Origin of the sequence: Pedobacter nanyangensis (genome assembly GCF_003313505.1) — a bacterium.
In the GTDB taxonomy this organism is placed as follows: domain Bacteria; phylum Bacteroidota; class Bacteroidia; order Sphingobacteriales; family Sphingobacteriaceae; genus Pedobacter; species Pedobacter nanyangensis.
On sequence record NZ_QMHO01000004.1, the window covers coordinates 27,361 to 42,857 of the forward strand.

Sequence of the window (15,497 nt, forward strand, 5' to 3'; positions counted from 1 at the left end):
TTCCCTAAGTATTTGGGCCCAGGGAACGCCTGATGGATTAATAGCCTGGGTTTTGGATCAAAGCAGGTACTCTACTGATTTCTGATTGTGCAATAGGAAAAAAGTAGTTCGCTTCTTTAAAAACTCGGTTAGCGTTGTTGGTAATTGGTACTTTGTTATAGGTGTAGGTATTTCCTGTGCGGGTAATCTGCATTCCCATCATGGTAAAATTAAACTTTTCCATGGCTAATTTCCAACGGCGCACATCAAAGAAACGGTGTCCTTCGTAAGCCAATTCAACCATACGCTCATTTTGGATTACCAAACGCATTTCGTCTTTGGTCATCGATGGTTTTAAACCGTAATTGCCATCGGTACCAGCTAAAATACCTGCTCTTTTCCTCAATAGTTTCAATTGATCATAAGCAGCGGTGATGTTGTTATCCTCGTTCGCAGCCTCGGCATAGTTCAGCATCACTTCGGCCAAGCGAATTAAGCCCCAGGTACGTTGCAAGGTTGGTCCGCCATTGTTGGCAGTCCCGTCGTCCATCATTTTTCTCCAGAAGTACCCTGTAGCATAAGTTAAACCTGCCGAACCCGCTACCGACCAGCCATCCTGCACGCCAATGTAGGTATTTACAGGTTGTTTATTGCCCGTAGCATTGTTAAACCACGGCATTTGGTTGTAAATTACGGTGTAGTTTAAACGTGGATCACGGTTTACGTATGGATTAGCCGGGTCAAAACCAGTTGGGTTGGTTGGCGATTTTAAATCGGTTTCGGTTGGCTTGCCATTAATGGTTCCAAAAGCATCTACCAAATTTTGGGAGGGCATAGCCTGTGGCGTAGTTACCCCTCTCGAAACCGGCAACAAAGCACCTTCTAAGGTTTTGGAACCTGCAGCCATCCCATTTAACAGAAACTCGGTATTTACACGCATGGTAAAAACTTTTCCGAAACCTAGGCCTGGTATGGAGTTGTCTTCATACAGCGCATAGCCGTTAGCCGTAGCGAAATCCAAGGCTTCTTTGGCCGCTGTAGCTGCTTTTGTCCAACGCGTGGCATCAAAGGCGGCATAGCCTACCACTTTTTTCTGGGCATCGGTTTTGCCAATGTTTCCGCCATTAAACAATGGACTTGCGGCAAAAAGCAAAACCCTGGATTTTAAAGCCTTACAAGCCACGCTGGTAATACGACCATAGTTTTGGGCATTATAGTTGGCAGGTAAGTCGGGCGTAATGGCATCCAGTTCGCTCACAATATAGTTTACACACTCTTCGTAAGAGCTTCTGGCCACATCAATCAAATCGGCTGGTTGGTAAACCTTATCTCCCAACAGCGGTACGCCTCCAAAATGTTTAATCAAGATGGAATAATACCATGCCCTTAAAAATCTGGCTTCGGCTTTGGTTTGTTTTTTCAACGCAGCAGATATGGGCGAACGATCAACATTGGCCAAAAAGATGTTGGCCCTACGAATGTTCGCATACGATTTATCGTAGGCTACGGCGTAAGGGTTTTGGTTGGATCCACTTGATACTACGGGTGCCAAACTTCCGGTGTAAATGATCACAAAAGGCTGGGTAGCCCCAAATAAACGGTGGTTACCTTCGTCGCAGGCTTCGGCAGTACCTGCAGTGATACCGCTACCGTTTCCTGAATTATAGTATCTTGAACTAAACTCGAAGAATATATCAGAATACACCCCAAACAAGTAATTACTGGTTCTGGCACTATCTGCAAAGGTGGTTTCTTCATTCAGCTCGGTATTGAGCTTTCCATCTAAAATATCGGTCTTTTTGCATGAATAAATCAAGGCAACGGCCACGATTATAAATAAGCTGCTGTATATCTTTCTTTTCATGTCCTTAAAATGAAATTTGTAATCCTAAATTGTAAACTTTGGTTTGAGGGTAAAAGCCAGCACCATCATTACCAGAAGTATTTTCTGGATCGGTATTGTAGATGTTCTTTTCTTTCAGCCCCCAGGTTACCAAGTTGTAGCCATTTACATATATCCTAGCCACTTGCAAGCCTATTTTATTCACAAAAGTTCTAGGTAATGAGTAAGAAAATTCAGCAGTTTTGATCCTTAGATAATCGCTGCTTCTAAACCAGTAATTAGACGGATGTGCTGCTGGATCATTTAAGTTAGAACCTGCTAAGCTTAAGCGAGGGAAACTAGGGTTAACGCTGTTTTGTGGCGTCCAAGCTTGTTCGTGGATCTCCCTGAAGTTATTTAAACCAGGCCTGATGGCTTCTGCGGCCGATCTTCTGGCAAAGTTTAAGGCGCTTTGAGCGGTAATGGTGAAAGCAAAGTTTCCATAATTTAAACCAAGGGTTAAACCCATAATGGTATTAGGTAGGTTAGGCAGCGCCAACACCATTCTATCATCTACATTCACTACACCATCGCCATTTAAATCGGCGTATTTCAAATCTCCCGCCCTAGTGGTTCCAGTGGTAGGCTTTGGCACCGCAGGATTATTAATCTCTTCCTGTGTATAAAAACCTAAGAAATTATAGCCTAAAATGCTACCCATTGGTTTTCCGGTGAGGCGTTGGTAATCATAAGGTGGCTTGGCTTCATCCATAAACAAGATTTTGTTTTTAGATACCGAGATGTTACCGCTGATGTTAAAACTGAACTTATCGATATTGCCCAAGTAGGTAATCTGCGTTTCGAAACCCCTGTTACTTACCCTATTGATGTTGGATGGTGGCAACTGAGAATCTGTAATACCAGCAATGGTTGATAAAGATCTACGAGTTAAAATATTGTAGCGGTAACGGTCAAACCAATCGGCTACAATTTTCAGCTTACCTTTAAATAGGTTGATATCAACCCCAATATTGGCTTGTTCTTCTGTTTCCCAAGTGGGGTTTTGTGCCAGCAAGCCTTCTCTAATGCCTGTAATCGCGTTATGGTTTTCGCCGATGGAATAAGAACCTCCGTTCACGTAGGTAGGCAAATAGGTGTAAGCAAAGTTCCCAATATCATCACTACCTGTTTTACCAAATGAACCTCTGATCTTAAATAAATCGATGAATTTGATATTGTTTTTAAAGAAGGATTCTTCTGCTACGTTCCAACCTAAGGAGATGGCAGGGAACCATGCATATCTTTTGTCAGAGATGAAAGCACTTGAACCGTTGTAACCTGCATTTAACTCAATCAAATACTTTTGTTTGTAGTCATATCCAGCCCTAAACGTATAACCTCTAAAACCACTTGGCTCGTTCGCATTGGTGACGTTGTTTTGTGTATTGTACAAAGCCAAGGCATACACGTGGTGACTAGAGAAAGTACGATCGTAGTTAATAGATGCTTGCCAATTTAACCGTTTGTAGCTATCCGTTGCCGAATAACTCAAATTAGGCAGGCCAATACGATAAAAATTTGGGTTAGAAATGGTGTAGGTATCATTGGTTGGGTTATAATAGTACGATGGGAAGTCATTACCTGTTCCCCTATTCATGTTTCTATTGAAACCATATTGGCCGTTAAAACCTACTACTCCTTTGGCAGATAATCCTTTGGTGATGAAGTTTAAATTCTGACTGGCCCTAAAGTTGGCGGTAATATCATTAGTAAACTGACGATTGTAGCCATAATAGGTTAAACGACCTACCACGTTATTGTTTAAGATATTGCTGTTTACGCCAAATGAACCATCTGGATTGTAAATAGCATAAGCATACGGTGGCAACTGGTTGGCATCGCTCAGCTCAAAGAAAATGTTGTTACGGTTATTTCTACCACCGTTGGTTGGGCTGTTTCTTTCGGCAAAAGTACCCGATAAATCTAAACTCAGGTTGAGGGTTTTGGTGGGCTGTAAATCCAAATTTGACCTGAAATTATAACGTTTGTAATAGTAGTTGTTATTCATTCCAGACAGTTTAGAAAAGTCTTTGATCAAACCATTTTGGAACAAATATCCCGCAGAAACATAGTATTTCGCCTTGTCTACCCCACCTTGTATGTTGATGTTGTTACGGGACTGAATGCTATACTTTCTCAATAGCTCCTCGGTCCAGTTTACATTGGGGTGGCCATAAGGATCGGTGCCGTTCTTAAAGTGATCTAAATCGGCTTGCGAATAGCGAGGTGCTTGCTCATCATTAACCAATGCTTGATTGACCAACAAAGCAGCTCGATACGAATCCAAATACTCGGGCATGTAAGTTGGGGTTTGGATACTGTTTTCGGTACGGAATGTAATTTGCGCCTTGCCGCTTTTGCCTCGTTTGGTGGTAATTACCACCACCCCGTTGGCCCCTTTGATCCCGTAAACCGCTGTAGTAGCCGCATCTTTCAAAATGGTAAAGGTTTCGATCTGGTCGGGATCTATTTCGGCAATGTTGCCAAAATACTCCAAATCATCCACAATAATCAGGGGTGCACCGTTACCGTTGGTGGTACTCAAGCCACGGATCAACAATACGGCACCATCGCTGCCGGGCTGGCCAGAACGTTGTTGCGTTGTGATGCCCGGTACACGGCCAATCAGGGTATTTTGTAAACTGGCCGCCGGGGTTTGCCTAATGTCATCGCCCGAAATGGCGCTGGTAGACCCTGTATTGGTAATTTTTTTCTGTGTACCATAAGCCACCACAATAACTTCTTCCAAACCTTTGGCGTCTACTTCCAAAGTAACGTTTACATTGGCTTGGTTGCCCACTACCACTTCTTTGGATAGGTAACCAATGTACTTAAAGATGATGGTTTTACTACTTCCCTTTAAGGTAAGCTTAAACTTACCATTTTGATCGGTTTGTGTACCGTTGGCAGGTTGGTCCTTTTCGATAACCGACACCCCAATAAGTGTTTCAGATTTATCGCTAACCGTTCCTGTAACCGTTTGTTGTTGCGCCCAAGAAATGCCGCAGAGCAACAATAAATATATCGTTAATAAATATCTTTTCATTTTCAAATGGATTAATTACCAGCCGGTATTTTGTACCAGGTTTGTGTTTTTTATGATTTCAGCGTATGGTATCGGATAGAAATACATTCTAGGATTAGCAAAGCTGATTTTGCCTACTACCGACTTTTGGTAAGTCAATGCGCCAGTAGTGGCATTCCTAGTGATAATCATCCCATTTAAATTTTTGTTCAACTCGATTTCGGCGGTTTTCCATCTTCTCAGGTCCCAAAAACGCTGTTCTTCAAAGGCCATTTCTATGCGGCGTTCGTTACGGATAGCCATACGCATTTCGTCTTTGGTCATACCCGATGATTTTAGGCCGTACAAATAGCCGGCGGTAGTACCTGCGGTAATGCCTGCCCTTTTTCTGATATCCTGCAATACTTTATATACGCTGGCATCTGGCGCAGCCAAATACTCGTTTCTGGCTTCGGCATAGTTCAACATAACTTCGGCATAGCGGAAAATCGGGAAGTTATGTGGTTGTGCACTGTATAAGGTTGCCGTAGCAAAATTGCCCAAATGCTTGCGCAGGTAATAGCCCGTTTTGGTTTGCGTAGTGTTATTGTTGGGCTTATCTAAACCACCTTCATAAGTTTGTAAGGGGCGGCTTAGCCAGTTTACGCCATTGTACAGCACCGTACTGGCTAAACGAGGATCACGGTTGGCATAAGGATTGGTAGCCACAAAACCAGAAACTGGGTCAGTAATGTCTCTACCGTTTAAGCCCGGAAATGCCTCTACCAAATCCTGGGTTGGGCTGGTTCGGCCCTGAGCGCTGGCCAAAGCATAGCCTACCGGGCCATTGTTGGTTTCTAAATCTGAACTGTTATTGCGTAGGTAACCTAAAATCACTTCATCATTTTTTCTCACGATGAACACGTTGTTAAAGGTTACCCCATCAATTTTGAATTTTCCAGTCGCGATTAAATCATTGGCTGCCTGTGCGGCCAAATTCCAGCGTTCGGCATCGAAATTGGCATAGCCTTGGTATTTCTTCTGGTCTGCTGTACCGCCAATGTTACCACCGTTGTAAAGTGGGCTAGCCGCATATAACAAGGTTCTAGCTTTCAGTGCCAGCACTACTCCATTAGAAATTCTACCGTAATCGCCAGGGGCCAAAGGATCGGGCCTTACGGCACCTTTAATGGCATCACATTCGGCCACGATATAGTTGATACATTCTTCGAAACTGTTTCTGGTGAAGTTCTTTGGCTTCTCGGCGTCCAAAACTTCATCGCCCACCAGGGGCACACCTCCATATCTTTTTACCAGTTCAAAGTAAAACATGGCTCTTAAGAAACGGGTTTCGGCTTTCCAAAAAGGAATTTTGGCAGGTACAGGTACAATATCAATGTTCTTTAAAAAGATATTGGCCTTACGGATTCCTTCGTAGTTTTTACTCCAAGCATCATCGGGATTGCTTAAGGCACTTAATGAGGAAGTGGTGAACCTTTCGATGCTTACCGCATTCCTCGATGGCTTGGCATCGTCTGTTGCGGCATCCAGTAAATCGCCCCCTACTCGGTTATATCCATTAGGTAAAATGGAGTAAATGTTATTTAAAAATTGTTCTGCATAAAATCCGTTCTTATCGGTTGGATCAAATACATAGTTTTCGGTAATTCTTTCCAGGGGTCCGTCTTCAATTTTAGTACAGCCTGCCAAAGAAAGTGCAGTCATTACTGCTATCAATAATTTCTTCATATTCTTCGTTCTTAAAATTTAACACTAACGCCTGCCACAAGCATTTTTTGGATAGGATATGCGTTGAGGTAGTTTTCTGGGTCTTGGTTTTTCAATCCGGTAATGGTGAAAAGATTGGTACCATTTACAAATAACCTCGCATTAGAAGCTTTCACTTTTTTAACCCAGTTGATAGGGAAAGTATAACCCAACTCTACACTCTTCAATCGCAAGAAATCGCCGTTACGCAACCAATAATTAGAAGTGTATTGGTTGTTTACGTTGGTTCCCACACTTACCCGTGGATAGGTCGCAGTAGCCGCAGTGGCTGGTGTCCATCTATCTAAGTTGTGTTCATAAGCTTGTCCCCTAGCGCCTTGAAAAGCCCAATAAGAGTTTCCTGTTAAGAAAATATCATTGTTGGCTACGCCTTGTAGCAAAGCCGAAAAATCAAATCCTTTGTAACTACCGCCCAAGTTTAAACCGAAATTTAAGGTTGGTGCTGTTCTGCCAATGGCTACGTAGTCATTCTCGTCGATGATGTTATCGCCATTTTGATCTACATATCTGATATCGCCAGGTACAATCACCAAGTTGGCAGGTTTTGCACTAGCATTAATCTCTGCCTGTGTTTGGTACAATCCGCTGGCCACTAAGCCAAAAGCTTGTCCTACTGGCAAACCCGTAAATTGCTGATAGGCAAATTGACGTGCGGGTTCATCAGCAAAAACTGTTCTGGTTCTTACTGTGGAGAAGTTTGGAGAGAGGAAGTAATTAAAATCTCCAATGTTGTTGCGATAGTTTAATTGAAATTCAAAACCTGAATAGTTGCGTTTGCCCAAGTTACGTACGGTATAAGTAGCACCGGTAATTTGGGTATTGTTACCGATTAACTGGAGCAAATCAAAATACTTGTTGTTGAAATATTCTGCAGTTAAGGTTAATTTGTTGTTGAACAGAGCAGCATCAAAACCTACATTAAACTTGTTCGCTTTCTCAAAAGTTAAGTGTGGATTGGCTAAAGCATCCTGCTCTATCCCCGACACGGTGCCACCTGTATTGGTACCAAAGTTATAGCCAGTTCCACCAGTATAATATTGGTTATAGGTGTAATAGTTGTTGGGGTTAAAGTTTCCGGTACGGCCAAAAGAGGTTCTCAATTTCAAATCGTTCAACCATTTGGCCTTGTCTTCTAAAAAGCTTTCTTTTTTAAGGTTCCATCCCAAGCCTAATGCCGGAAACAGGCCATAACCGTAACCTTTGGCATAACGCTCTGAAGTACCGTTATAGGCAGCGGCTAGCTGAACCAAATATTTCTCTTTATAGTTGTAGGCCAACCTTCCGCTAAAGCCTCTAATGTTATAGGCCAAATTGGCTCCGCCCATGCGGTAATCGTTATTGGCGATCAATAAAGCTCCAAAGCTGTGCGCCCCTATGTTTTTGTTGTAACCAAATTCGCCTTGCAAGTAAAAAACGCGGTTTTGCGTATTGGTTTGCAAAGAGTTGGTTTGATCTGCTGGGGTACCGTACTGTGTATAAACAGGATTTCCAGCACCATCTTTACTTTGTAAAAATGCCACCAAGGCCTTGCTCCTCATGGTGGTTTGGTCCAAGTAAGTGTTTATAGCACTTAAGGCTCTAAACCAAAGGCCGGGCGTTATTTTTTGCAGGTCTGCTTTTACGGCTAGATCAACCCTAAAATCACGGGTGTAGCCCACCTGGTAGCCCGACATGTAGTTTTGTCCGTAGATATTGTTTTGCTGAAAGTCTTGGCTAGCGCCCAAGCTTCCGTTGGCATTAAAAATGGGATAAGCGTTTGCTGGGGTATTGATGATGTTGCTGTACAACGTATTGGTGGAAACACCTGGCTCGTTACCGGTTTGCAAACGTCCAAACAAGTTCAAACTTGTGGTGATGTACTTGCTTAAATCCAAGGAAACATTTGAACGGAATACATAACGTTTGTAACTGGAATTGGTGCTGTTAGCGTTTGCATCAGACTCTTTAAACAGTCCTTGTTGATCTAAATAATCAAGACTTACATAGTATTTGGCGGTTTGTTTACCCCCAGAAATATCAACATTGTAACGACTGTAAGGGGTTTCTTTCCTTAATATTTCGTTTTGCCAGTTTACGTTTGGATGGTAAAATGGATCGCTACCATCTCTATAGGCATCCAAATCTGCTTGGGTATAAACCGCTGGTCTACCGTCATTGGTTAAAGCTTCGTTATACAACAATGCATAGTTGTAAGCATCTAGTGTTTTGGGTAATTGCGTTGGTCTGGAAAAGCCGTACATGGCTTTAAAACCAATACGTTGAGGGCCTTCCTGTCCTTTTTTGGTAGTGATCAAAACCAAGCCGTTCGAAGCTCTAATGCCCATCATGGCGGTGGCCAAGGCATCTTTCAACACCGTTACCGATTCTATTTGCTCTGGATTAATGGAGGTAAAGGTTTGCGGAATACCATCTAAAATAACCAACGGTGCTAAACCTCTCAAGCTTAAGCTCAGCCCATCATTACCTGGTTCGCCACTGCTTTGATAGGTGCTTAAACCTGCCAAACGGCCCGTTAACGTGCCATATATAGGCGAAGAAATGGTTTTGGTTAAATCGTTGGTCCTAATTTCTGATACCGATTCAAGATTGGTTGCTTTCCTCTGCGTGGTGTACAGCACATTAAACGTGTCCGAAGGGCTATCATCTTCCAACAGGGTGATATTAATTTGCTTTTGGCCATTAAAGGCCACTTCCTGTGGTTTAAACCCACTTACTTTAAAAATCAGTACATCTCCTGGATCGGCCTTTAAGCTAAATTTGCCGTCTGCATCTGTTAATACCAAAGCGTTAGGCCTACCTTTAATTTGCACAACTACATCTAGGAGTGGTTTGCCAGAAAGTTCGGTCACTCTTCCCGTCACTTCATCGGCATATACAAAGCGCTTCAAAAAAGTGTTAACAGAAATTCCATTTCCAGCTGAAGCATTTAGTTGCAGAAAAAAACACCACAGTAGTGTAATTGAAATTTTCTGCAAAATCCTTTTTAGTAGAATTTTACTCATACAGTTAATTTGGTTGTTATTAGTTGTCGCCAAAAATTTGACATCGTAAATATAGGCGGGCAAAAAGCATTTTCGCAACACCAAAAAACACACAAAATACTGATAATTAACTGTTTGCAAAAATTTTGATACGCTTAAGTCTCATCCATATCAAAAGACAATTGGCTGATTATTTGCGACATATCGCAAACCTTTTTAAAACCTCTGATACGTTTAAAACACAATGAAAATGTTTTGAATAAAAATGCGGAAACGTTTGCGCTGAATTGGTTTATGTGGGCTGGTTTATTAGTTGGCTGCTTAGTGCACCGCCCATCAGTGGTTTTTGCCATCCCCACACATTTTGTCATCCTGAGCCTGCGAAGGATCTTCTGTTCCTTGCTCCCTATACCTCTAAAACATTCGTTCATCGATCACATCGTTGGTTTGGCGATCGGTATTTATTTATTGGGACTAATTAATTATCTTGGCAAATCAAAAAGGAGTAGAATCATTATTAGATTCTAGCCACGCGAATCAATCACCATTAGCTAACTTTAAAAATGAAGAAACATTTATGGTTAATTCCTGCGGCGGCGCTATTTGTGCTTACCGCTAACGCTCAGGAAACAAAAAAGGCCGACAAACCAGCCGACACCACTAAAAAGGCCACTGCGCCAACAACCCCACCAACTCCTCCAAAACCCACCGTTGCCGACAAAACCAAATCGAGCAAAAAAATCGATGGTTTATTTACGCTTTACAAAGACACCGTAACCGGTAGCCTGCAACTGTATGTAAGGAAAGATCAGCTGAACAAAGATTACATCTATCAGAGTTTTTCGATGGGTGGCCCCACCAGATTGTTCCTCAACCAGAACATGATCAGAAACACCAAGCTGTTCAGTATTAAACAGGTTGATGATAAGATTGAGTTTTTGGAGAAAAACACTGCCTTTTACTATGACCCGGCAAACCCCGTAAGTAAAGCGGCTAACGTTGACGTATCTGATGCGGTTTTCTTTGCCGACAAATTTTCGGCTAAGGACAATGACGGCTACCTGATTTCTGTAGATGGCCTGTTTTTAAGTGATAAACTTGATCCGGTTAAACCAACAACCCCTCCGGGATTACCTCCGGGAGCCATGTTTAATTTAGGCAGTTTAAACGTCGCAAAATCAAAATATCAAGCCGTAAAATCTTTTAATGGCAATACCGACATAGTGGTAGACTTAGCTTATGACAACCCGATGCCATTAAACGGCGGCGGCAAGGATATTACCGATGCAAGATATGTACGCGTTAAAATGCAACACTCTTTCTTAGAGGTTCCCCAAAATGATTTCAGACCTCGCAGGGACGATCCAAGGGTAGGTTATTTTGGTGCCGAGATAGATAATTTAACTTCCGTAAGCCCCAGCCCATACAAAGACTTCATTAGCCGTTGGCATTTGAAAAAGAAAAATCCCAACGCCAAGCTAAGCGAACCGGTGGAACCAATTGTGTTTTGGATCGAAAATACCACTCCTTTAGAATACCGTTCTATTATTAAGGAAGCTGGCGAGAAATGGAACGAAGCTTTTGAAAAAGCTGGCTTTAAAAATGCCGTGGTAATGAAACAAATGCCAGATGATGCCACTTGGGATCCTTCTGATATTTCATACAACGTTATCCGTTGGGTATCTTCGCCCTATCCGTCGTACGGTGCCATTGGACCAAGCTTTTTTAATCCTTTAACCGGTCAAATTTTAGGTGCTGATATCACAGTGGAATGGAAATCGGGCGCTGGTACTGCCGTACAGGATGACCTGTACAATGGCGGCCCTTCAATGGCCATGAACCTGCCTTGGGAAAACCCCGTAGAGGCCTTGGCGCTAACCCAACAGGGCGCACACAGCCACAATGGTAAAAACCACATGGCTTTTTGCTCGTTGGCGCAAGAGCTGAGCATGCAATACCAAACTGGTTTAGCGGCCATTGAGGTTTTAGATGCCAATGTATCTGAAGCGGCCAGGGCAGCAACCGTTAAGGAAATGCACAAACAATTTCTGTACTACCTGATTATGCATGAAATGGGCCATACCTTGGGTTTAAACCATAACATGAAGGCTAGCCAAATGTTGAGCCCAGCACAAATGAACGACAAGGCCCTAACCCGTAAAATTGGCTTACAGGGCTCGGTAATGGATTATCCGGCCATTAACGTAAGCAACGATCGCAGCAAACAAGGTGATTACTACACCACCAAGGCAGGCCCTTATGATTTATGGGCAATCGAATATGGCTACACACCTTTTGATGAAAAGGACGAAGAAGCTGGCCTGAACAAGATCCTGAGCCGAAGCACAGATCCTCAACTTGCTTTTGGTAACGATGCAGACGATATGCGCAGCCCAGGCAGCGGGATCGACCCAAGAGTGAACGTGAACGACCACACCAACGACATGGTTACCTATGGCGAAGATCGTTTCAAATTGATCAACAGCATGATCCCTAAATTAAAGGAGAGATTTGCCAAACCTGGCGAAAGCTACCAGAACCTGCGCAGCAAATATCAACAGTTGAACGGCCAACGTAACAGCATGGCCGCCGCTTTGAGCCGCTATATTGGCGGGGTATATGTTGACCGCAGCTTTGTGGGACAAGAAACCAACACGGCACCTTTTACCCCGGTACCAGAGGCCTACCAAAAGAAAGCCCTGGCTTTGTTAAACACTTACGTGTTTGCGCCTAATGCCTTCGATGCAGATAAGGCATTGTTCCCTTACCTACAAATTCAACGTAGGGGATTTGGTTTCTTTGGCAATAACGAAGATATCAAACCACAAAGCACATTCTTATCGCTACAGTTAGGTACTTTGGCCCAATTGCTGCATCCTAGTACCTTAACCAGGATAAACAACAGTGGTTTATACGGCAACACTTATGCTGTGGCCAATGTATTGAACGATTTGACCGACTACATTTTTGCGGCTGACCTCAAAGGCAACGTGAATTTATACCGTCAGAACCTGCAAACCGAGTACGTAAAAGCCAATGCAGCCATTGTTGCGGCTCCAGGAGGCTACGACAATGCCAGCAAAGCCGCCGCACTATCTACCTTGCAAAAAATCAAAGGTCAGTTGGCTACGGCAACAAGCACCGATGAACAAACCAAGGCGCATAGGGCTTCATTATCATTCCTGATTGATAAAGCCACTGCAGTAAGCAAATAATAGCATTGCTCAAATTTAAAAACTCCTCGTAGGCAAACCTGCGGGGAGTTTTTTTTGGATGGCTATTTTTTGATTGTTTAAAAACACTGGCCAGGCCTTTGGTTCGTTGTTCATTGGTTAGTTTTTTCTCCTTGTTCCTCAACGAAGAACAATTGAACTAACCAACCAACTCCTACCTTACCAACGACTTGATGAAATCTTTTCGGGGGATCATTTGCAGGTAGGCATAAGCTCCCGAAAGTTGTGGCCGTTGTTTCAGTTGGTATAGAAAGTAACCTCCAAGATCGAAGATCATGGGGCATTGCGCTTGGTACCAAACCTTGTGTGGATGTTTCCAGGTAAACGAAAAGTAGTGCGAGGTAAGTTTCAGGCCAAAGAGTTCAGGATGTGACAACGATAACAAACGGGGCTTGGGGCTATGCAGTTCTGTTTTGCGGAACAGGGTAAGGTTGGCCGTGTGCGAAAATTCATAGTCGGCCAATTTGGGGTCATCTACATCAGGCAGGTGTTTGAGGATCTTAAAACCCTTAAATTTCTTGCCGTTAACCACCCAAACCAAATTGGGATAAAAGTTTTCCCTACTGCGCAGCTCCTGCAATGAGATTGGCGAGTGTTGAAATTCGATGGTGGTTCCGCAGGGCGTATGCACATCAGCCCGATGGTGGCAACCCTGTTCCTCACTATAAAAAGTTTTTTCACGGAATGAAATGGGAAAAGCCTCTTTCCACTGGCGATGCCAAACGCTTTCTCCAAAAACGCTCAAATTTCCTGCTGCCAGTGCATCTTTTTCCACAATTGATTTCGCCATGCACAAAGCTAATCATCCGGGAGACAGATTAAAAAATATTCTAATAAGTTTTAGTATACAGATATACATTTGTAACTTGGGCAGGAAACGCTCGCTATCAAACCCATGGCCCAGCCATACCCTTTGCAGAGCGTATAAATTAATGCGCCATGCCTCAACAAACCATTTTTCTTGGTCCTATCCGAAAAAACGATGTTTTTCTCGGAAAAGCTACGGCTGGGCTATCGCCATGCTATCAACTATTCAAATCACTTTTTATTCATCCAAATTACTCTTCATGAAACAATGCTACTTTACCCTAAAAATGTTGCTCGTAGTGCTTACAGCTACCCTGCTTTTAGTTGGGCAAGCCAGGGCACAAACCTTAGCCAAGGGCGATATTGCCTTTGTGAGGCTTAATGAGTCAACCATCGATGGTTTTTCTTTCGTGGCGCTGGTAGCCATTCCCGCTGGGACCCAAATTTATTTCACCGACAATAGTTGGGGAAATGCGGGATGGATTGATGCTGAAGCTCATTTCCTATACACCGCTCCGGCAGGAGGGCTAAGTCCCGGAACCGTAGTACATTGCGACGAAACCAGTGCCAACACCTTCACCGTTACCGGTGGCGGGGGCACTATGGCCTTACAGGCAACCACTAGCCCAAACTTCTCCATATCAGGAGGTGATCAGATCATTGCCTACCAAAGCACTACCGGGGTAAAACCAGCGGCGCCCAGTTTTATCGCCGCCATCAATACCGATGACGGCGGTGCTGTACAAACCCCCAGTGGAACAAAACTTTCCAATGAAACTACTGGCTGGGTAAGTGCCTCCAACTGGGCCATTTCTACCCAAGGTGGCCAAGCATCAGTGCTTCCTACCGGGCTTACCAACGGTTTAGATGCCGTAGGGATGTTCCCTCAAGCTGGTGGCGGGGCCTGGGTTTCTAAAGAGCAAAAAAATATGCGGTACAATTGCACCAAAACTACAAGTGGAACTAAAGCAGCGCTATTGGCCCTCATTAACAATCCTGATAATTGGGTATTTGACAACACTACCGATTTCGCTACCAGTACGGTATGTTCGTTTTCGGTAACCGTGGCCTGTACATCCCCTGTAATTACTAGCAATCCTCCAAACAGATCAATATGTGTAAACAGCAATACCTCCTTTACTGCCAGTGCTACAGGAGCTACCGCCTACCAATGGCAGGTCAATACGGGATCGGGGTTTACAGACATCACCAATGATGGTATTTACACCAACGCCACTACCACTACCTTAAATATTACGGGTGCTACGGCATCCATGAATGGTTACCAGTACCGTTTGAAAGCGATAAACGGCGTAAGTACCTGCTTTACCAATTCGAATAATGCCACATTGAACATCTCGAACATGGCGAGCTCTATAGTTAAGAATGACGTACTGTGCCATGGTGCTTCAACAGGATCTGCGGAAGTAACGGCGCCAACAGGTGCCATAGGTAGCGTTACTTATTCCTGGGCACCTTCAGGAGGCACTGCTGCTAAAGCCACTGGGCTGGCCGCTGGAACCTATACGGTAACCATCAGTGACGCCATCTGCCAAATCACTAAAACCATCACCATCACACAACCAACTTCGGCACTGAATCTAACAACCGGCGGGGGCAAAACCGATGTTTCCTGCAATGGCGGCAACAATGGTACGGCTACCGTATCCCCAACTGGAGGAACAACCCCATACTCCTACTCCTGGGCCCCGTCCGGTGGCAGCAATGCTACAGCTACAGGACTGGCCTCAGGCACCTACACCGTAACCGTAACCGATTTTAACGGCTGCCAGATCACCAGATCGGTGACCGTTGGACAGCCG

The 15,497-nt window shown here is 43.8% G+C and carries 6 protein-coding genes and 1 pseudogene; 2 read left to right on the forward strand and 5 right to left on the reverse strand.

Going from position 1 to position 15,497, the window contains the following annotated elements; all coding sequences use genetic code 11:
- Positions 1-37: 37 nt before the first annotated feature.
- Genes DUT71_RS08775 through DUT71_RS08790 form a run of 4 tightly spaced genes read right to left on the reverse strand, consistent with a single transcriptional unit; the run spans position 38 to position 9,655 of the window.
- Complete coding sequence (locus DUT71_RS08775) at positions 38-1,843, reverse strand: RagB/SusD family nutrient uptake outer membrane protein (RefSeq protein WP_113662173.1); 1,806 nt, start codon at positions 1,841-1,843, stop codon at positions 38-40.
- A 4-nt stretch (positions 1,844-1,847) separates the two neighbouring features.
- Entirely contained in the window at positions 1,848-4,907 is a 3,060-nt protein-coding gene (locus tag DUT71_RS08780; protein WP_113662174.1) for a SusC/RagA family TonB-linked outer membrane protein, read from the reverse strand.
- Positions 4,908-4,922: 15 nt separating this feature from the next.
- Positions 4,923-6,614: a RagB/SusD family nutrient uptake outer membrane protein gene (locus DUT71_RS08785; protein ID WP_240186887.1), complete on the reverse strand. Its 1,692-nt coding sequence runs from the start codon at positions 6,612-6,614 to the stop codon at positions 4,923-4,925.
- An 11-nt stretch (positions 6,615-6,625) separates the two neighbouring features.
- Positions 6,626-9,655, reverse strand: a complete 3,030-nt coding sequence (locus tag DUT71_RS08790) for a SusC/RagA family TonB-linked outer membrane protein (RefSeq protein ID WP_113662175.1) — start codon at positions 9,653-9,655, stop codon at positions 6,626-6,628.
- A 542-nt stretch (positions 9,656-10,197) separates the two neighbouring features.
- Here DUT71_RS08790 and DUT71_RS08795 point away from each other — a divergent pair.
- The gene (locus DUT71_RS08795; protein ID WP_113662176.1) at positions 10,198-12,849 is read left to right on the forward strand and encodes a zinc-dependent metalloprotease; all 2,652 of its coding nucleotides are present in this window, start codon (positions 10,198-10,200) and stop codon (positions 12,847-12,849) included.
- Positions 12,850-13,021: 172 nt separating this feature from the next.
- On the opposite strand, the gene DUT71_RS08800 is transcribed toward DUT71_RS08795, so the two are convergent.
- Positions 13,022-13,657 carry a competence protein CoiA family protein gene (locus tag DUT71_RS08800; protein WP_113662409.1) on the reverse strand — a complete coding sequence of 212 codons (636 nt, stop codon included), beginning with the start codon at positions 13,655-13,657 and terminating at the stop codon, positions 13,022-13,024.
- Positions 13,658-13,934: 277 nt separating this feature from the next.
- Here DUT71_RS08800 and DUT71_RS08805 point away from each other — a divergent pair.
- A pseudogene (locus tag DUT71_RS08805) lies at positions 13,935-15,497 on the forward strand (SprB repeat-containing protein); the annotation flags it as partial.